Annotated in this window: 17 protein-coding genes and 2 tRNA genes; 10 read left to right on the forward strand and 9 right to left on the reverse strand. The window is 69.2% G+C overall.

Going from position 1 to position 19272, the window contains the following annotated elements:
- Positions 1-108 precede the first annotated feature (108 nt).
- Positions 109-1005, forward strand: coding sequence for a hypothetical protein (locus tag ACWDVW_RS12885; RefSeq protein WP_449947588.1), 897 nt, complete (start codon positions 109-111; stop codon positions 1003-1005).
- A gap of 150 nt (positions 1006-1155) precedes the next feature.
- Here the strand turns inward: ACWDVW_RS12885 and ACWDVW_RS12890 are convergent, their stop codons facing one another.
- Complete coding sequence (locus ACWDVW_RS12890; RefSeq protein ID WP_449947591.1) at positions 1156-2451, reverse strand: glycosyltransferase family 87 protein; 1296 nt, start codon at positions 2449-2451, stop codon at positions 1156-1158.
- Positions 2452-2518: 67 nt separating this feature from the next.
- Here ACWDVW_RS12890 and orn point away from each other — a divergent pair, with 67 nt between their 5' ends.
- The 4 genes from orn (at position 2519) to ACWDVW_RS12910 (ending at position 5564) form a co-directional block, all read left to right on the forward strand.
- Complete coding sequence (gene orn / locus ACWDVW_RS12895) at positions 2519-3115, forward strand: oligoribonuclease (RefSeq protein ID WP_350693415.1); 597 nt, start codon at positions 2519-2521, stop codon at positions 3113-3115.
- 93 nt (positions 3116-3208) lie between these two features.
- A tRNA-His gene (locus tag ACWDVW_RS12900) sits at positions 3209-3284 on the forward strand.
- Positions 3285-3443: 159 nt separating this feature from the next.
- Positions 3444-4967, forward strand: a complete 1524-nt coding sequence (locus ACWDVW_RS12905; protein ID WP_449947594.1) for an MFS transporter — start codon at positions 3444-3446, stop codon at positions 4965-4967.
- A gap of 36 nt (positions 4968-5003) precedes the next feature.
- Positions 5004-5564, forward strand: a complete 561-nt coding sequence (locus tag ACWDVW_RS12910) for a TetR/AcrR family transcriptional regulator (RefSeq protein WP_396740125.1) — start codon at positions 5004-5006, stop codon at positions 5562-5564.
- A 16-nt stretch (positions 5565-5580) separates the two neighbouring features.
- Here ACWDVW_RS12910 and ACWDVW_RS12915 read toward each other — a convergent pair whose 3' ends face one another.
- Positions 5581-6834, reverse strand: a complete 1254-nt coding sequence (locus ACWDVW_RS12915) for an Ig-like domain-containing protein (protein WP_449947597.1) — start codon at positions 6832-6834, stop codon at positions 5581-5583.
- Positions 6835-6959: 125 nt separating this feature from the next.
- Entirely contained in the window at positions 6960-8204 is a 1245-nt protein-coding gene (locus tag ACWDVW_RS12920; RefSeq protein WP_449947600.1) for an Ig-like domain-containing protein, read from the reverse strand.
- 186 nt (positions 8205-8390) lie between these two features.
- Here ACWDVW_RS12920 and ACWDVW_RS12925 point away from each other — a divergent pair.
- The 3 genes from ACWDVW_RS12925 to ACWDVW_RS12935 all read left to right on the forward strand — a co-directional run bounded on the left by ACWDVW_RS12925 (position 8391) and on the right by ACWDVW_RS12935 (position 10372).
- Positions 8391-8466, forward strand: a tRNA-Lys gene (locus tag ACWDVW_RS12925).
- Positions 8467-8631: 165 nt separating this feature from the next.
- On the forward strand, positions 8632-9312 hold the full coding sequence (locus tag ACWDVW_RS12930) for an HAD family hydrolase (RefSeq protein ID WP_449947603.1): 681 nt from the start codon (positions 8632-8634) through the stop codon (positions 9310-9312).
- 40 nt (positions 9313-9352) lie between these two features.
- Complete coding sequence (locus ACWDVW_RS12935) at positions 9353-10372, forward strand: tryptophan--tRNA ligase (RefSeq protein WP_449947605.1); 1020 nt, start codon at positions 9353-9355, stop codon at positions 10370-10372.
- Between the two features lie 15 nt (positions 10373-10387).
- Here ACWDVW_RS12935 and ACWDVW_RS12940 read toward each other — a convergent pair whose 3' ends face one another.
- The 5 genes from ACWDVW_RS12940 to amcA form a co-directional block, all read right to left on the reverse strand.
- The gene (locus ACWDVW_RS12940) at positions 10388-11407 is read right to left on the reverse strand and encodes an NAD(P)/FAD-dependent oxidoreductase (RefSeq protein WP_117231320.1); all 1020 of its coding nucleotides are present in this window, start codon (positions 11405-11407) and stop codon (positions 10388-10390) included.
- Positions 11400-12047, reverse strand: coding sequence for a hypothetical protein (locus ACWDVW_RS12945; protein WP_147333646.1), 648 nt, complete (start codon positions 12045-12047; stop codon positions 11400-11402). Before ACWDVW_RS12945 ends, ACWDVW_RS12940 begins: the two co-directional genes overlap by 8 nt.
- Before the next feature lie 227 nt (positions 12048-12274).
- On the reverse strand, positions 12275-13267 hold the full coding sequence (locus ACWDVW_RS12950; protein WP_147333647.1) for a nucleotidyl transferase family protein: 993 nt from the start codon (positions 13265-13267) through the stop codon (positions 12275-12277).
- A gap of 14 nt (positions 13268-13281) precedes the next feature.
- Positions 13282-14127 carry a hypothetical protein gene (locus tag ACWDVW_RS12955; protein ID WP_158573886.1) on the reverse strand — a complete coding sequence of 282 codons (846 nt, stop codon included), beginning with the start codon at positions 14125-14127 and terminating at the stop codon, positions 13282-13284.
- Between the two features lie 322 nt (positions 14128-14449).
- On the reverse strand, positions 14450-14632 hold the full coding sequence (amcA, locus tag ACWDVW_RS12960; protein ID WP_396888481.1) for a multiple cyclophane-containing RiPP AmcA: 183 nt from the start codon (positions 14630-14632) through the stop codon (positions 14450-14452).
- 559 nt (positions 14633-15191) lie between these two features.
- On the opposite strand from amcA, the gene ACWDVW_RS12965 reads away from it, so the two are divergent.
- Complete coding sequence (locus ACWDVW_RS12965) at positions 15192-16451, forward strand: helix-turn-helix domain-containing protein (protein ID WP_449947610.1); 1260 nt, start codon at positions 15192-15194, stop codon at positions 16449-16451.
- Here the strand turns inward: ACWDVW_RS12965 and ACWDVW_RS12970 are convergent.
- Positions 16448-17104: an HAD family hydrolase gene (locus ACWDVW_RS12970; RefSeq protein WP_117230548.1), complete on the reverse strand. Its 657-nt coding sequence runs from the start codon at positions 17102-17104 to the stop codon at positions 16448-16450. The two genes, ACWDVW_RS12965 and ACWDVW_RS12970, sit on opposite strands and share 4 nt — an antisense overlap.
- Positions 17105-18233: 1129 nt before the next feature.
- On the opposite strand from ACWDVW_RS12970, the gene ACWDVW_RS12975 reads away from it, so the two are divergent.
- The gene (locus ACWDVW_RS12975) at positions 18234-19118 is read left to right on the forward strand and encodes a replication-relaxation family protein (protein WP_117230549.1); all 885 of its coding nucleotides are present in this window, start codon (positions 18234-18236) and stop codon (positions 19116-19118) included.
- Positions 19119-19272 lie beyond the last annotated feature (154 nt).

Genomic DNA, 19272 nt, shown 5'->3' on the forward strand with positions numbered 1-19272 from the left:
CCGGCGGGCCCGTCCGCTTTCGAACCCGGTGCCGTGGATATCCGCAGATCAGCCGTTCGGCGTAGGTAAGGTCTGCCGGGTATCTCGCTACGGAGGGGGACAAGGCGGATGCGTTTCGTGTGGGCGTTGGCCGGCATGGTGCTGCTGATCACCGGCACCACCGCGCTGCTCGGTGCCGCCGGGCTCGGCCTGTTGACCAGTCACGCGGACCCGGGCGGGGGGTTCACCGCCCGGGTCGAGACCGTGCGGACACCCGGGCACGCGGTGGTGGTGACCGACCTGGACGCGCTGCTGCGACAGGAGGTGCCGTTCAGTCGGTTCGGGCAGGCGCGGCTGCGGCTGGACGCCCGTACCCCGGACGGTCCGGCGTTCGTCGGCCTGGCCCCGGCCGACGAGGCACGTCGCTGGCTGGCCGGTGCGCCGCACGCCGTGGTGCAGCGCACGGCACTGGCCCGGGGACCGCTGCCGGTCCGGCTGGAGCACCGCACCCCGGAGGTCGGTACGCCGCCGACCGTGCCGGCCGCCCCGGCCGCACAGACCTTCTGGGTACGCGCGGGTGCCGGTGCCCTCGAATGGAGTCCCGGGGAACTGGCCGGCCAACGACTGAGTCTGGTGCTGATGCATCCCGACGGTCGGGCCGACCTGGCCCTGGACCTGCGCGCCGAACTGCGGGCCGGATGGGTCGCCCCGGCCACCTGGGGCTCGCTGACCGGGGGCATCCTGCTGGTGGTCCTCGCGGCGCTGGTGCTGCTGCGTCCGGTCCGCCCGCGCGAGGTGGTCTTCGTGGTCGAACCCGACCAGGTGCCGGTGCTCGCCGGCCGGCTGGGCGTGAGTTCGCTCAGCGGCCTGGGCACGCCGCCGTCGCCGCGCCCGACGCCCGAGCGGCAGTTGGTGTCGGTGGCCGCCGCGCCCCGGGCCGCGATCGCCCCGGTGCCGCGCCCGGAGACCCTGGCCGACCTGCCCGCCCCGCACCACCCGCTGCGCCCGCCCGCCCCGCCGTCCTGACCGCCCGCAGGCGGGCGCCGCAGCGGTGGTCCGTCGGGCGAGCACCGGAGCCGGAACGGGTGGGGCGGCCCTCCGCGCTGCCGACGCGGAGGGCCGCCCATCACCGGGGGATATCGGTGCCCATCGGAGGATGATGCCTCTAAGGGCAGATTACCGGTGAATGGTCGTCTCGGGAAGAGTGTCCGCTTCGCACGACTCGGTCAGCGGTCGGTCCGCCCGTGGGCGCACCGGCAGCACGACCAGCAGCAGCAGACAGAGCAGCACGTACGCGTTGCGGAGCACGAACTCCCAGGGCGTCTGGGTAGGCGTCGGAGTGACGCCCCAGTCGTAGAACGACACCACGCCGTACACGATGATCATCGAGGTGCCGAGCGCGAGTCCGGCCAACCGGCGTCGCCGCCGCGCTCCCTCGGGCGTCCGGGGATCGGTGCGCAAGGTCGCGTCGACCAGGATGATCACCGCCGGGACGAACCAGTAGATGTGGTGCGTCCAGGTGATCGGGCTGATCAGGGCGGCGACCAGGCCGGTCAGGGTCAGGGCGGTGAGTACGTCGCCGGCCTGGGTGGCGCGTACCGCCCGCCAGAGGCCGTACGCGACGACGGCCGCGACCAAGGGCAGCCAGATCAGCCGGCTCGGCTCCTCCGGCGCGGTCAGCCGACTCAGCAGCCCGAACAGCGACTGGTTGCCGGTGTAGTCGGTGCGCCCGACCCGGTCGGTGGCCCACAGCTCGTGCGTCCAGAAGCGCCACGAGTCGCCGGGTGCCACCGCCGCGGCGAGCAGGGTGGCTCCGGCGGCGGCGGCGCTCGCCACCACGGCCGCCCGCCAGCGCCGGGTGACCAGCAGATAGACGATGAAGATGCCCGGGAAGAGCTTGAGCGCGGTGGCCAGTCCGATGCCCACCCCGGCCCACCGGCTGCCCCGGGGTACGGCGAACAGCAGGTCGGCGAGGATCAACACCACCAGCAGCATGTTGATCTGTCCGAAGGTGATCGTCTCCCGGGTGCTCTCCACGCCGAGGACCAGCAGCGCGCCCACGGCCAGGGTGAACGCGTACGGCAGACGGTGCCGGCGGATCACCGGGTCGAGCAGCCACTTCGTGGTGACCACCACGCCGAGCACGGTCAGCCCGGTGAAGATCGCCACCGTGGCGCCCAGCTTCAGCAGGGAGAACGGCAGCAGCAGCAACGCGGCGAACGGGGGATAGGTGAAGAACAGCTCACCCTGCACCCGATCCGGCTGGGCGTAGTCGTAGAGCGGATTGCCGGCGGCCCACCAGTCCATCGCCGCCATATAGATCTTGAGATCGAAGAAGTCGTGCACGGTGCCCGGCAGGTAGAGCACCGGCAACACCGAGGCGAGCGCCAGCGCCCCGACGATCCGCCGTGCACTGCGGCCACCAGGGTCTTCGAGGTCGACGCTGGACGGTGTGGCGGGTTCGGCGGGCACGGGAAAGACCCTAGCGGTCGGTCGGGTCGGCGGCGCGCAGCCACGGTGCGTGGGCTGCGCGTAGGCTGTGCCGATGGCTGATCTTCTCGTCTGGATCGACTGTGAGATGACCGGGCTCGACCTCGGCGGCGACAAGCTGATCGAGGTGGCGGCGCTGGTCACCGACCCGGATCTGCGCGTGCTCGGCGACGGCGTGGACGTGGTGATCCACGCCGACGACGCGGCGCTCGACGCCATGCCGGAGATCGTCCGCACGATGCACGGCAAGTCGGGGCTGACCGAGGAGGTCCGCCGCTCCACGGTCAGCCTTGCCGAGGCTGAGGACCGGGTGCTCGACTACATCACCAGCCACGTCAAGGACCCACGGACGGCGCCGCTCTGCGGCAACTCGATCGCCACCGACCGGGGCTTCATCGCCCGGGACATGCCCCGCCTCGACGCGCACCTGCACTACCGCATGATCGACGTCTCCTCGATCAAGGAACTGTGCCGCCGGTGGTACCCCCGGGTGTACTTCGGCCAGCCGCAGAAGGGCCTCGCCCACCGGGCGCTGGCGGACATCCGGGAGAGCATCCGCGAACTGGAGTACTACCGCCGCACCGTCTTCGTACCCCTGCCCGGGCCGGACGTGGAGAGCGCGAAGGCCATCGCCGCCGACCTCTGAGGCACCCCGGCAACCCGCTGGACGCGGTCGGCCGTGGTGGGGGTATGATTTCCCCGCACCCGCACGGGCGATGAGTTCGGGCGCGGCGGCATGGTGGCTGTAGCTCAGTTGGCAGAGCACCGGGTTGTGGTCCCGGTTGTCGTGGGTTCAATTCCCATCAGTCACCCCACACCAGCGAGGCCCGAACCCTTCGGTTCGGGCCTCGTTCTCGTTCCGGCGGTACCTCCTCTCGGCCCACCATGCGACCTGACCTTCCCCTGCCTTGCCCTCTACAGATATTTGAACGATAGTTCTACTTGTACTGTCGTTCAAATATCTGGGAGTCGTCGTGTCGGAGGTCGCCATCCGCCGGGCGGGCGGGCGCGAGTGGGCGGGCCTGGGGCTGTTGGCGTTGCCGACGCTGCTGCTGGGCCTGGACGTCACCGTGCTGTACCTCGTGCTGCCGAGCATGGCCGAGGCGCTCGACCCGTCGGCCACGCAGACCCTCTGGATCATGGACGCCTACGGGTTCCTCATCGCCGGATTCCTCATCACCATGGGCACCCTGGGCGATCGCATCGGTCGGCGACGTCTGCTCCGGATCGGGATGACCGCGTTCGCGCTCGTGTCGGTGCTCGCGGCCTTCGCACCCAGCGCGGAACTGCTGATCGCCGCCCGTGCGCTGCTCGGGATCGCGGGCGCGACGTTGATGCCCTCGACGCTGTCGCTGATCTCCAACATGTTCGTCGACGTCCGGCAGCGCGCGATGGCGATCGGGGCCTGGGCGACCATGTTCGCCCTGGGCATGGCGGCCGGTCCCGTCGTCGGCGGCGCCCTGGTCGACACCTTCTGGTGGGGTGCGGCCTTCCTGCTCGCCGTTCCCGTCGCGATCGCCGTCCTGGCCGGCGCGAGGTCACTGCTGCCCGAGTACGCCGACCCGCAGGCCGGACGGTTGGACATGATCAGCGTCGCGCTGTCTCTGGCCGCGATCCTGCCGGTCGTCTACGCCGTCAAGCACGCCGCCTCACACGGTGCCGGTGCGCGCACACCGGTCCTCCTCGTCGTCGGCGCGATCGCCGGGATGGCGTTCGTCCGCCGGCAACGGCACCTGGCCGCGCCGCTGCTGGACGTCACCCTCTTCGCCGACCGGGCCTTCTCCGCGGCACTGGCCGTCCTGCTGATCGGGCTCGTCGGTGTCGGCGGCACCATGTACATGGTCACGCAGTACCTCCAGTTCGTGGAGGGACTCACCCCGTTCACCGCGGGACTGTGGATGGGGCCACCGGCGCTGGCCATGTTCGCCGCCGCCGTCGGTGCGCCCCTGGTCGCCCGGCGGGTCCGACCGGGCCTGGTCATGGCCGCCACGCTCGGGTCGTCGGTGCTCGGCTACGCGCTGCTGGCCACCGCCGGTCCCGGCGACACGGTGATGGTGGTGGCCGGGTTCGCCGCCGTCTACCTCGGTCTCGGGGCGATCGCCGCGCTCGGCACCGACATGGTCGTCGGCGCCGCACCGGCCACCAAGTCCGGATCGGCCGCCGCCATGTCCGAGACCGTCCAGGAGCTCGGCATCGCCGTCGGCGTCGCGCTGCTCGGAAGCCTCAGCACCGCCCTCTACACCGCGCGGATGGTCGCACCGGCCGGCACCGCACCGGAGGTCGCCGACCGGCTCACCGGCAGCCTCGCGGGCGCGCTCGCCGTCGCCGACCAGGTGCCGACCGAGGCCGTACGGGCAGCGCGGGACGCCTTCACCACCGGGGTGAACGTCGCCTCCGCCGTGGCCGGCGTCGCCATCGTCGTGGCGAGCCTGCTGTGCCTGGTGGCCCTGCGGCACGTCCCTCCCCTCGGTGGGGATCAGGACGCCGACGGTCACTGAGCCGGCTCGACTACCCTGGGCGCCAGGGGAGGGAGCATGAGCGAGGAACCCGTCGACGGTCGACGCGCCAGGGGAGCGAAGCGCCGAGCCGAGATCATCGAGGCGACCCTCGCCGTCGTCCTCCGTGAGGGCGCAGCCGGCGTCACCCACCGCGCGGTCGCCACGCAGGCCGGCGTCGCCACCAGCCTGAGCATCTACTACTTCGCCACCCTCGACGACCTCCTCGTGGCCGCCCTGTCCAGCGTCGCCGACAGCTACACGGCCCGGATCCGCCAGATCATCGACGGCCCGGGGGACAAGCTACGCGGCCTCGCCGAGCTGATCGTCGAGTCCGCCGGACCGGGACGCGACAAGGCGCTTGCCGAACGCGAACTGTCCACGCTCGCCGCCCGCAGACCCGCCCTCGCCCCGATCGCCCGGCACTGGCGCGAGAACGTCGCCGCGCTCGCCGCCACCCTCACCGACGACCCCCGGGCCGTGGACGCGCTGGTCGCCGCCTCCGACGGCCTCTGCACCGCCATCCTCATCGAGAACGTCCCCGCCGACACCGAGCGCGTGCACCGGGTCCTGGCACACGCGCTCGGCACCGACCGCTAGCGGACCGGCCGCCGACTCACTCGGTGGTGTCGGCGTCCGGTGCGGACTCCTCGCCCGCCGGCTCGTACGGCAGGGCGCTGCCCTTCACGTACTCGTCCCAGCTCAGGTTCCAGTCCGTCCAGCCGTTGCCGTTCTGGAGCTTGCGCTCGGTGCCCTTGACCACGATCGGGTCGCCGACCTTCGTGTTCTCGAACAGCCAGGCGCCGTTGACCATCGACACGTTCACGCAGCCGTGCGAGACGTTGGTGGTGCCCTGCTGCCCCTCGGACCAGGGTGCGGCGTGGATGAACTCGCCACCCCAGGTCAGCCGCTGGGCGTAGTCGATCTTCGTCCGGTATCCCTCGTCGGGGCCCAACTCCTCGAACGTGTCGAAGACCGTCTTGCGCAGCTTCTCCATCACCACCATCGTGCCGCTGGAGGAGGGCGTGGTCTTCTTACCGAGGCTCACCGGGATCGTCTTGATCGTCTCGCCGTCCCGGGTGACGACCATGCGCTTGGTCCGGTTGTCCACCGTCATGACCAGCTTCGGGCCCACCGTGATGTCCACGGTCAGGTCGGCCCGGCCGTACCAGCCGTCGCCCAGCGGCAGCCCGCCCGCCTGCACCCGGTAGGAGACCTTGCTGCCGGTCTTCCAGAACTCCTTCGGCCGGTAACGGACCTCGGTCGGGCTGACCCAGTGCCAGACGCCCTCCTGGGCGGGCGTGGACGTGACCGTCATCCGTCGCTGGAGGTCGGCGCGGTACTTCTCCGGGATCTCCCGGCCGAACTTCACGATCAGCGGCATGGCGACCCCGACGGTCTGGTCGTCGCCGAGGAAACTGGTGATCCGGACCTGGTTGCTCGGCTGCTTCATCACGGTGAACGCGCTGGTCGCGGTCACCGGGACACCGTCGTCGCCGGTCGCGGTGACGGTCGCGGTGTACGACTCGCCGTACCCCAACGCCTTCGCCGGCAGCCAGCTCCTACCGTCCGCGGCCAGCGTGCCCTTGACCGGCTCCCCGCCGGCGTCGGCCAGCTCGACGGTGGTCTCCTCGGACTGCTCGGCGGCGAACGTGATCGCCGTCGAGGCGGGAACGTCCTTCGCGTCGGCGGCCGGCTCGCTGATGCTCACCGACGCCTTCGGTGCCGGCTGGTCGGCACCGTCCTGCCAGCCCGGCCCGTTGTCGCCGCCCTTGCCGCCGGTGCAGGCAGAGGTCAGCACCATCGCCACGGCGAGCATCCCCGCAGCGAGCACCCCCCGCCGGCGGTTGCGCTGGTCCCGAACTCGCATGGTGTCCTCACAGTCGTGGTCCGCTGCCCGTCCACATCACAGACGCACCGGAACACGTACCCGTTGCGGAAGGTGAACCGAAACACGTGGAGCGGGATGTCCGGATGGTGACATATCTGGCACGGTCACAAGGCCGCGCCCGCACCACCGTCCGGAACCGGCAGCGCGCTGCCCTTGACGAACTCCGACCAGCTCAGATCCCACGCCGTCCAACCGTTGCCGGCGGCCAGCTTCCGCTCGGTGCCCTTGATGGTGATCGGATCACCGACCTTGGTCCGTTCGAAGAGCCAGCGGGCGTTCGCCAGGGACACGTTCACGCAACCGTGTGACACATTCTGCCGTCCCTGGACGTGTTCCGACCAGGGTGCCGCGTGGATGTACTCGCCACCCCAGGTGAGCCGCTGGGCGAACTGGATGTCGGTGACGTAGCGGTTCTCCGGATCAGGATCGTCCATCGTGTCGAAGACCGTCGCCTCCTTCTTCTCCATCACCACCAGCGTGCCGCTGGACGACGGGGTCTTCTTCTTGCCCAGACTCACCGGCAGGGTCTTGATCAGGTTGCCGTCCTCGTACACCCGCATCTGCTTGTCGGCGTTGTCCACCTTCATCTCGAAGGCCGAACCGATCTTCGCGGTGGCGTTCCGGTCGACGTTGCCGAACCGGCCGTTGCTCAGCGGAATGCCGGCCAACGCGATCCGTACGGACAGCTTCGTGCCGGCCTTCCAGTACTCCGGTGCCCGGTAGAACGCCTGAGTGCCGTTGCTCACCCAGTGCCAGGCACCCGGCTGCGGCGGGTCGGTCTGCACGAACATTCGCTTCTGCACGGCGGCCCGGTCCTTCTTCGGGATGCCCGGGTGGAACTCCGCCACCACCGGCATGGCCACCCCGTACGTCCGGTCGTCGAACAGGTAGAGCCCCGAGGTGATCATCGAGCCGGGCTTGGCCATCGTGGTGAACGTGCTGGTCCCCTCGCTGACCGAGCCGTCCGGCCGGTTCGCGGTGACCGTGGCCGTGTACTCGGTGGACCACTTCAACGGTGCCGACGGCACCCAGGACGAGCCATCCGTACGCAGCTTGCCCTTGACCTCCTTGCCGTTGGCCGTGGTCAGGCTGACCTTCGACACCGTCGCGCCGTCCGGCAGCTCGGCGCCGATCTCCACGCTCACCGGCCGCTTCTTCGCCCCGTCGGCCGGGCTCACCGCCAACGGCGGCCCACTCGACGGCGGTGTGTCCGGTGTCACCGCTTCACTGGTCGACGGCCCGGGAACGAACTCGGCCGCCGAGCCCTCCTCGCGACAACCCGACAATGCCAGCGACGCCACCAGACCCAGGGTGCCCACCAACGCCCCGGCCCGCGCGAACCTGCCCATCCCCACCCCTGTCCTAGCGCACCTGGCGCACATCGTGCCCCATCCCACCCGCCCAACATGAACCCGTCCCACGCCTTGTGCGTGCTTGTTGCCAAATGTCCGGAAAGCTCGACCGAAGGGAGGACCCGGGTATCGGATTGGAACCCGCCTCAGGGTGCGTGCTAGGGTTTCCCCCGTTGCCACCGAGCGCCGCTAGCTCAACTGGCAGAGCAGCGGACTCTTAATCCGCGGGTTCGGGGTTCGAGTCCCTGGCGGCGCACCACCGAGTAAGGCCCTGACCTGGTAGAACTCTGCCAGTCGGGGCCTTCTTCGCGTACGCCGTGGTGGCTGGTCGCTCGCCGGGTGCTCGGGAGCCGTTGGACCGGGGCGGCGGTGCGGGGACCGGCTGTTTCCGGTGGGACGCGGCGTGGAGGGGAGGCGATCACCGTTGGGCGATCATGGCAAGGTCGATCTCGTCATCTTCGACTGTGACGGGGTGCTGGTGGACAGCGAACCGATCGTGAGCCGGGTGCTCGCCGACCGGATGCGGCACCTGGGTATCCAGATCACCGACCAGGAGTGCGCCAGGGCGTTCGCCGGTGTCGATCAAGCAGCGGCGGCCCGGCTGATCGCCGATCGCCTTGGCGGTGCCGTGCCCACCGGTTGGTTCGACGCACTGACGGTCGCGGTGGATACCGCGCTGCGTGCCGAGGTGGCCCCGGTGCCCGGCGTCGTGTCAGTGCTGCAGCAGCTTCGTGTGCCTTTCTGCGTGGCGTCGAACGGGCGCCCCGAGAAGGTCGCGTTGACCCTGGGCGTCTGTGGCCTGGCGCCGTACTTCGAGGGCCGGATCTTCACGGCTGCCGAGGTCGCGCATGGCAAACCTGCTCCTGATCTCTTCCTGCTGGCGGCGTCCAGGATGGGCGTACCGCCTGCCCGCTGCGTCGTCGTCGAGGACAGCGAGTCGGGAGTGGTGGCTGCACTCAGCGCAGGAATGCGCGTCCTGCGGTACGCGCCCGATGGCTCCACGTCGGGGTCGGTCCGAACCTTCGGGGACATGGCGGAGTTGCCGTCGCTGCTCGGCCTTGCCGATACCAACAACAGCGTTTCGGTACGCGTCGACAGCCGATGAGGACGGAAGATCGAAGGCGGCTCACGGTAATGTCGTGCCCATGGGTTCGACGGCGCGAAGGGTATCGCTGACCGGCATCAAGCCGACCGGTGAGCCGCATCTGGGTAACTACATCGGCGCGATCCTGCCGGCTCTGCGTTTGGCCGACAGTTACGAGTCGCTGTATTTCATCGCTGACTATCACGCGCTGACGACTATCCGCGACCGTGAGCTGATGCAGCACTACACCCGCTCCGTGGCAGCCACCTGGCTGACGGCCGGACTCGACCCGGATCGCACCACGTTCTACCGCCAGTCGGACGTCCCGGAGATCTTCGAGCTGAACTGGATCCTGGCGTGTATGGCTGGCAAGGGCCTGATGAACCGGGCACACGCCTACAAGGCTGCGCGTGACCGCAACCGGGAAGCCGGCAAGGAGGATCTTGACGCCGGTGTGAACATGGGCCTGTTCAACTACCCGGTGCTGATGGCGGTCGACATCCTCATCATGGACGCCGACGTGGTGCCCGTCGGTCGCGACCAGGTCCAGCACGTCGAGTACGCCGCAGACATCGCTGGCAGTTTCAACGCCGTCTACGGAGACCGGTTCAAGTTCAAGATCCCCACTGCTGTCATCCCGGACGAGGGGTCGGCGCACACCCTGCCCGGCACCGATGGTCGCAAGATGAGCAAGTCGTACGGCAACACGATCCCCCTGTTCGCGCCAGAGCCCGGCCTGCGAAAACTGGTGCGGCGTATCCCGACTGACAGCGTGCCGGTGGAGGAACCGAAGGACCCGGATTCGGCTGCGGTGTTCAAGTTGCTTGAGCGGTTCGGTGCGGTGGATGTGGTCGCCGACACGCGGGCGCGGCTGTCGGCCGGCGGGATGGGCTGGGGAGAGGTGAAGGCGCAGCTTGCTGACGCGCTCGTCGCCGAGTTCGCGCCGCTTCGGGAGCGTTACGAGGCGCTGATGGCGCAGGGGAGCGAGCTGGACGACCTTCTCGCCCACGGTGCGGACAAGGCCCGGAAGCAGACCAGGCCGTTGCTGGAGCGGGTGAGAGACGCCATCGGCATCGGATAGCTCGCGCCCCGTCTGTCAGGCGAGTGCGTCGACCACCTGGTCGGCGCAGTGCCAGGCGGTGGTCCATTTGCCGGGCAGCGCGACGAGCAGGTTCCCAGTTGGAGTCCACCCATCCGGAGGTCGCCGGAGGTCCACGACAAGGCTGGATGGGTCAGCCAGCAAACTGGTTGGCTCGCACACGGTCCCCCAGATCAGGCTGAGGTCCGAGCGGGACTGGTGGAGACGGTGTCGATCGAGCGCTTCCAGTAGTCGGGCACGCTCTTCCGCCGTTGTGCCGTATCCACCCTTCACGCTGGGCAAGCCCACGCGGATGCCGCTACGATCCGGACTGATGGCGAGCAGATCGCCGTCCAGCCAGTAGGTCACACCCTCTGCCGCAAGCCCGGGCTGTCGGCCCCAGGCAATTCGACGGTTGTGCAGGGTGTGCTGGATTCCGGCGTTGGACAGCAAGGTCGGTGTGCCGCCGCCGGCGGCCAGCACCACCATCCGCGACGGCGGCGCTGGAGGCGCGATCGAGACGAGGCCGCTCTCCGGATCGCGACGCAGGACGGCGGTATACCGCTGCACATCCGGTACGCCGCTGGTCCGTGCCAGATCGACGAGGCCGGCGTTGAGGACCGACATGTCGACGCTGTAGTCCGGGATGCGAAAGGCGGCTGCCGGCGACGGGAACCTTCCCGCGCCGCGCGGGTCCACCTCCAAGGCGTCGATACCGATCCGCCTCCAGGCGTCCAGGTAGCGCTGCGCGGCATCTGCGGAGTGAAACAGCGCCAGTCCGTGAGCCTTCCCGAAGCGTGCGGGCCTGGCCAGGTCGTGCCAGCGGTCCCGCTGCTCCCAACAGGCTGTGCTGAGTGCGGGGAGCACCGGGGCGTAGACGGCGCCGGAGTGCAACTGGCCGAAGTTGGCCAGCGAGGCCCCGGGGCGTCCGTCGCTGAGGCAGCGAACGCGCAGCCCGTGCCGCGCGGCGGTGACGGCGATGGTGAGGCCACACAGCCCCGACCCGATGACAAGGACATCGACGCTGTCGTCAATCATGACTCCCCCAGGGGATAGGACCGCAGCCGGACCGCTCATCGACGACGGCAAGGTGGTATCGCTTGGCGAATCGGCGTACCAGTTCCGCCGGTGCGTGGTGATGATCGAAGCGGAGCCGCAGTCGCTCGGGAGTCCAGCCCAGCCGGCCCCGGGCTGCTGCTCGATGGGCGAGCATGGAGTCGCGGTCGAGAACAAGACTGTGGAGATGGGCCAGGAGTGTGCTGTCGTTGATAGCCACGTGGCTGCTCCTGACGTCGGCGGCGAGGGCGGGCACACGCACTGTGAAGCCGTGGTGCGGTGCGGCCGACACGGCGCTGACCAATGCTTGAGCGGCCTGCTCGAAGGACCAGGTCGGTTGAGGTTTCGATGCGGTGCCCGTTTCCGGGCCGAGTTGGGGGAGCAGTAGCGCCGCGCCCGCGACGCCGGAGCGGGCATAGGTGACGACCTGCCTGCGCTTCGCGAGCCCGTACGGCGTCTGATACAGCCCGGGAGCGAGCACAGCGGTCGTACTCGCGGCGATGAGCGTCGTTTCCCGGCCAGCGGCGCGAAACTCGGTTCGTAGCTGCAGCACGCCTTCGGTCGCGCCTCGGATGCTGCGGCGCATGGCGTCTACCCCGCTACGGTCGAGAACGACGTCCACGACGTAGATAGGACCGGATGAGGCGGTCCGGTTTGTAACGGCGGCGGCAACTCGGGCGCGGTCCCGGACGACCGTCAAGTCTGCGCCAACCCACTGAGTGCTGCCCGATCTCGGGGCAGCCGGCGGCGTCCGTGCGACCGCAACGACGTGGAATCCGGCGGCGACGGCCAGCGGCTGGACGGCACGGCCCAGGCGCCCCGACGCACCGAGGAGGACGAGGACCGGGCTCACCGAGCGCATCGCTGCCACAACACCGCGAATTGGGCGAATGAGCGGCAGAACTCTCGTCGAGCCTGGCGCCAACTGTCCGGACGCAGGACGCGGTCTGCGAACGCCTCGCGGGCGCGGGCGACATCCACGGCGTCCCAGCCGCTGCTGAGTTCGATCGCCGACAGCAATGCGGCCTGCGACGACTCCTCGTCGTCCATCACCCGGTCGGTGATCTCGGCCTGGGTCATGTTGAGGTGAATGCTCGACGCGGGGATGCTCTTGGACATCTTGGGGTAGCCGGCAAGCCCTTCGAGGACCCGGAAGTACAGGCCGCCGATCCGACCGCTCCAGCCGAGGCTCAGCTCACCGGCGTCCGCTTGTCGTTGTAGCACCAGGCGGGCAAGGTCCGTGAAGTACGCCTCCTCCATACCCGACACCATGAGGACGTTGCTGGCGCCGTTGTCGAAGGGGCCGAGCACGTCAGCGACCGTGTACAGCGAGTCGACCACCACGCCGGTCTCGCTGCCGAGCAAGCCGTGCTCGGCGTAAAGCTCCAGAAGGCTCTCACGGTGCTCCTGGAAGTCAGCCCGGGACAGATAACGGGCGATCCGACCGGCACGCACGAGGTTGTCGTGCTCAAGGTGGGACCGCAGCTCGGCTTTGTGCGGACCCAGGCCGAGCTCGACAAGGAACGCCAGCATCTGGTCGCGAACCCGCACCAGAGCCGACCATGAAACGTTGCGGGAGTTCCACGCCCCGAGGTCGGAGATGACGACCGTCATCGGCACACCGAGGTGTCGCTGCAACTCGACCGCGCCGAGCATGACCGACAAGGTGCCGGCGGTCGGTGCATTCGTCGGGCCGAAGCCCGTCACGATCGCCAACGACTCGCGTCGGTCGGGGTGCAAGACCCACAGTGCGTCGTCGGTGTGGGTGAACCGGACAGCGGTCGGTCCAAGCCGTTCGGTCAGGATTGCTGCTGATTCGGCGTCGATAGACATGGCGGGCATGGCGGCTCCTTCGATCAGGTGAGCGTGCTCAGCAGGCGGATGGCGTGCCCAGCTTGGCGAGCATGGCGGACCAGGTCGACCGCCTCGTCGATGTCTGTCCCGCTCGCTGCGACGACGAGGGCGGCGTTCAGCTCGACCAGTGCGGTGACGGGCGTGTCGTCTCCGGGCTTTAGCGCGGAGACCACGAGTGCGGCGTTACCACGGTGAGTGGGCCGGTGGGCAACCGCGTGACGCCAGGATTGGGCCGGATCTTGTCCCTGGCGGATTCCGCAGGTGATGAGTCCGTCGGCGAGACGCGCCAGCCTTCTGGTACCGACGTCACCGTCCTCGTCAATCATTTCGCCGGGGGACAGCTCCGTGGACGCGACGACGCCTGTGGTGAGATCCGGCCTGATCCTCAGGAGAGCTGCTGCGGCGAGGGTGACGTCTCGGTGCGCCAGGCCCAACACGTACCCCCTGGCGTGCACGCAGATGGTGGCGATCGGCATGAAGAAGCTCGCCGGATTCAAGGCACCGAAGACGCCGTCGTATCGAGCCGCGTAGCGCGGGCAGAACAGGGGGTACGAGACGAAGGCGATCCCGAATCGAGCCAGCATCTCGGGAATGGCTTCCGGCCGGTCGACGGCACGGATGTCCAGCACATCCAGGATGTCGGCGGCTCCAGAAACCGCTGACACCGATCGCGAGATCCCTTTGACCACAGACGTGCCGCTGGCGGCGGCGAGGACCGCGGCGGCGGTGCTGACGTTGAAGGTCTTGAACTGCTCCTTGCCGCTGCCCGCCACGACGACGGAGCCTTCGGGCACGTCCAGCGGCTGCTCGGCGTAGCCACCCAGCACCTCGTCGAACTCGGTGATCACCTTCCACCACTCGGACAGCTCCGCCGGACCGAGGCGATCCGCGAGGAGCAGGTCAGCGCACCAGCGTCGCCATCGCTCATCTGCCGACGGTGAGGCGTCCCGTAGGAGCGTGTGCAGAACGTCCGGGGACCATGGGCCGGTCGGGGCGGCGACCTGTCGGGCTCTCACGCCGACCACCACGAGGCCGACATACCGTTCCGGCGAGCACCGCACAGCTCGGGCCGGGACTCGCCGCGGGTGCGGCGTGGCAGCCGTACGCCCGGCCGGGCGGCGAGGTGCAAGCCGATGAATCCGGCGGCACCGGTGACAAGGGCCCGAGACATCATCGTTGCTCTTCCTTTCGCATGGTCTGCTCGAAAAGTCGCTGCCAGACGTGGTTGAACAGGGGCGGGTCGATGCGAGGGAGGTCGAGTCGCTCGGCCGTGAGCACGGGTTCAGAACGGACCGGTCGGGTGGAGTTGTTGGCAGTCGTTGCCGTGGCATGGCGGGAGATGTAAAGAGTCATCGCCGCTGTGCCCCCACGTGCGCCGTACCGTGCTCGGGCTGGTGTGGCCGGCGGTCGGGCGTGCGACGTCGGCTGCCGGTGTGGCGGGCCCGCCGGGAGCCTGGCGGGCCCGCAACCGGGAGGCGGCGAGTGGGAAAATCTCGCCGGTCACTCGCCTGCGCAGCCTCGTTGGCAGTACGCGGGCGCGGAGTCAACCTCACGGCACCGAAGCCGACCGCCGTCGTGGCAATCGGGTCCGGTCGGGGCGACGCGTTGTCGGGTCGGTGCGACATGTCCACCATGAACCTCATGCCTTTGACGGGACTGGTCGGCGACCACCGAGGCCAGCCCGGAGCAGGCGGCTTCGATGTTCGGCAATAGCGAACCGTCCACGGCAGCAGACCGGTACCGTCCACTACCCGTCCAATCGCAACCACGTGGTGACGACGGGTAGCCGGACTGGCTAGCGTGATCGATGTCGACAGGCGATGCCCGGAGGTGCGCGATGGCGGGACGGCGCTACCCCTCGAACCGACGGCTAGCGTGGGAAAGACTCCAACGCGGCTGGTCCTACGAGGAGGTGACCGAACGCATTCGCACCGAGATGAGCCGCGCTGGAGAGACCGACACCGGACTCAACGCCAACACCGTCCGGCGGTGGGAGATCGGCGAGCGGTGGCCAGACCCCCGGTACCGCAAACACCTGGTCGCGATCTTCGGGAAGCCGGCCAGCGACCTCGGCCTACTCACTTCCGACGAGCTGGCCGTACGCCCGGACACCGAAAATCTGCACGAGTTCAGGAGGTTATGGGACATGCTCACTGCAGACGACAACGGTAACGGTTGGGACCGTGCGTCGGTGCTCCGCGCACTCGTCGGTGCCAGCATGCTGCCCCTGGTCGCACCCCTGCTGTCCCTCGACCCGAAAGCCGCACACGCCGACGGCAAGACCATCGACCCCGACTCGTACCAGCAGATCGTGCGGTGCCAGCGGGAGCTGTACTGGACCAGTCCGGCCCGGCCGCTCTACGAGGCTGCCTACGCCCACACCCAGCTCGGCGTCGGGCTTCTGCGCGCTGCGACCGGTAGCAGCCGAACCAGCCTCGCCTCCGCCCTCGCGGAGTCCGCGCTGCTCACCGCTCGGCTCGCCTTCTTCGATCTCAGCCAACCCGCCGTCGCCGAACGTTGCTTTGACGTCGCCCTCGCTGCGACCCGCGAGGCCGGTGACCACGCCCTGGCCGCTGCTGTTCTCGGCCACATGGCCTTCGTTCCCGCCTTCGGCCACCGGCCGGCCAACGCCCGGCCGCTGATCGACGCTGCCCTCCAGCACACCTGGCACGGCGTCAGCCCCATGGTCCGGTCATGGCTGCATTGCGTCGCCTCGGAGGTCGAGGCGCGTGCCGGAGGCGCCGCCGCGAGCCGCCGCCACATCGACCTCGCCGCAGGCGCGGTCGACGGTGACGACACCCCGCCCGAATGGCTCGACTTCTACGACAACGGCCGTCTGCACTCGTTCGCGGGATACGCAGCCCTCGCTGGCGGCGACCACAGCGAAGCCGCCGGCCAGCTCAACCAGGCACTTGCCGCGCTCACGGCCACTGGCGCCAAGCAGCGCAGTGTCGTACTCGCCGACCTCGCCACCGCCCAAGGCCAAGACGGCGACAAGGCCGCCGACTACCTCAACCAGGCCGTCGACGCCCTGCACAACGACTGGTACGGCGTCGGTCTCGACCGGGTCCGAGCCGTCCGTCCCCTGCTTGGTGACAGCCAACACGGCACCCTGCTGGACGAACGCGTCGCCGCCCTCACCGCCGGCCGCGCCGCGCTGCCGGGCAGTTAGCGCGCCGAGTCGTTGTGCTTGCGGACGAGGTCAGGCAGCTCGGCCAGCGAGTCGAGCTGGAACAGGCACCGATCGCTGACCGCCTTGTCACCAAGGATCCAACCCCACGGTCCGCGACTGATCAGGGCGGTCGCGATACCCGCCTCCTGCGCCGGCCGGATGTCGTTGTCCAGCCGGTCCCCGACGTAGAGCACCTGATCAGCCGGGCATCCCGCCTCGGCGACCACGCGGTCGAAGAACGCGGCGGAGGGCTTCTCCACACCCCAGCCGTCCGAGGTGCCGATCACGTCGACCGGTAGGTCCAGGGCCCGCAGGATCGTCTCCGCCCGCGCCGTCTGGTTGCCGGCCAGCCCGACCTGTAGCCCCGACTCGCGTAGCGCGGCCAGGCACGGCCGAGCATCCGGATAGAGGTCCTCCTCGGTGAACGACTCCGGCTGTCCCGCCGCCGTCCGACGCTTCCGCTCCTCAGTCAGGTCGAAGCCGGGCCGGAAGACCTGGAACGTCTCCCGGTAGTCCAGGCCGCGAGCGATGATCGCCCCGAAGACGGCCGAGAAGGTGTGGCGCGGCACCCCGAGCCAGTCCGCCCAGGTGCCGTACTCCCGGGACTCGTCGACGATGGTCTCGCCTACATCGAAGAACACGCTCGCGATCACCCGGCGATTGTGCCTGGTGCTCCCATCAGGATCAACGTGTACCGCGAGCCGAGCCGCCCGGCGGGCCAGTGCCGAGCTGTCGGCCACACCGAGTACAGCCCGATGCATGGAAGCCATGCGGGTCCACTTCGCCGCTGGTGCCCTCGGCGACCTTTACCCTGGCCCGCTCGGTTAGCGGGAGTGCTGTCTCACAAAGTGAGACATATTTGCAGGTGGGCCAAGATTTTTCTGCCATTTTTGCCGGGGAGTCCGTCCAGTTGGAGATTAGTACGGCTTGGCGGGTGCCAGCGCGTCCGGCTGGGTCCGGAAACGTCGTGATCGATTGCCGGGGATGCTGGTTGACAGGGTGCTGCCGGCGGAGGCGTACTGGTATGAACGCGACCGCGTGGCGGTTTGCCCGCCGGGTTCGATCGGCCGTTTTGGTGGCGCTCCTTCCGGGTGCGTCGCCGGTCGTTCGAGGCTCGGGAGTGGCGGGCCGTCGATGGGTTCGAGTGGCAGGGGGTTCGCGATGAAGGATTTTTCTCCGGCGGGTTGAGTCGACGCCCCCGCCGGGCCGTCGTGATGTCGACGGCTCGCGGAGCACCTTTCGCAGGCTGAGGCGAGCCCGCTGCCGGCGCGGCACTGTGCCGCCCTGCCCTCCGTAACTGCTACCGCTGTTCCCTGCCGCGACCGCCTCACTGGTGGTCGTGTCGGTCGTTGCTGCCCTGATCCGTCTTCGGGTCGGCCGGTGCGCCGGTCGGCGTGTTCATTGACAACTCCACAGTGCGCCTTGCCGCAGTCTCCCGCGCCCGCCGGTGGCTGCGGTGCACACCTACGGCGTCGCGACGTCGACGCCACCATTCTTTTTCGATCAAGGAGCTTTTGTGTTCTCTGTACATCCCATCTCACCGTGTTCCGGTTTTCTGCCGGTGGCGGTGACAGATCCCGTGTTGATGCCCGTTCCGGGGTCCGGGTTGACGTCCCCGTTGGGGTCAGTCTTCAACCGGACGCCCGAACGGACCCCCTTTTCCCGCTCACACCGCAGGTCCGCCCGTCTGTCAGGACTGGCTGGTTGTGCTGCGACAGACCCGTCCTGGTCTCGGGTCTCCCCCTGGGGAGGCCATACGTATCGGAGAGGAGGTGATGGTGGATGGATGATCCGGTTCTGCGTGTCCAGTCGCAGCTGACCGACCGAGACCGGGTCCTGCTGGGCTGGCTGTACGACCACGGGGTGCTGACGTCGCTCCAGATCGCCGAGGCGTTGTTCCCGTCGCTGGACTTCTGCCAGCGCCGGTTGCGGACTCTGTACCGGTTGCGGTTGGTGGCCCGGTTCCGGCCGCAGCGCGCTGACGGCGGCTCGTATCCGTACCACTACGTCATCGACCAGCTGGGTGCCGAGGTCGTCGCGGCGAGCCGGGACGAGCGCCCACCGCGGCGTGACCACGCCCGCGTGGAACGGCGACGCTGGACATCGAGTCGGAGCCTGGCGCATCGGCTCGGGGTGAACGGCTTCTTCACCGACCTTGCCCGCTACACCCGCACACACCCCGGCGCCGAGCTGGTCCAGTGGCTGCCGGAAGCGGCTTGCCAGCGCGTTGGCACGTTCACCCGTCGTGGGGATCCGGTCCTGGTGCAGGCTTACCAGCTGCGGGTGCGTCCGGACGGCTACGGCCTGTGGGTCGAGGACAGCGTCGCGGTTCCGTTCTTCGTTGAGTACGACACCGGGACGGAGCCGTTGTCGGTTCTGGTCGGCAAGCTCGCCGGCTATGGGGAATTGTTCGCCACGCTCGATCGGGTGTGGCCGGTGCTGTTCTGGCTGCATTCCGCCGCCCGAGTGGCCAATCTGCGCCGCCTGCTCGCCGACACGCCGCTGCGGGCGCTGGCCGCGACCGGCGCCCGCGACCATGCCGCCATGGCGGGCCTGTGTCCCGCTGAGGCGGTCTGGGCCGTCCCGGGCGGGGGAGGGCAGCGGCAGCGGTTGGTCGACCTCGCCTCCTACGTCGTCGACGCTGGACGGGCGGGTGAGGCGGCGTGATGCCTGGCAGCGCCAAGACGGCCGCGGACAGTACCTCGCGTCTGCGGGAGACAGCAAGACCTGGTCACTGTCACCGGTCTGTCAGCGCCCGCTCCGCTGGACCTGACAGACCGGGAAGAGCGGCGATCCCTTCCGACAGCGACAGGCCAGAGGT

This window comes from Micromonospora sp. NPDC003241 (assembly GCF_053589795.1).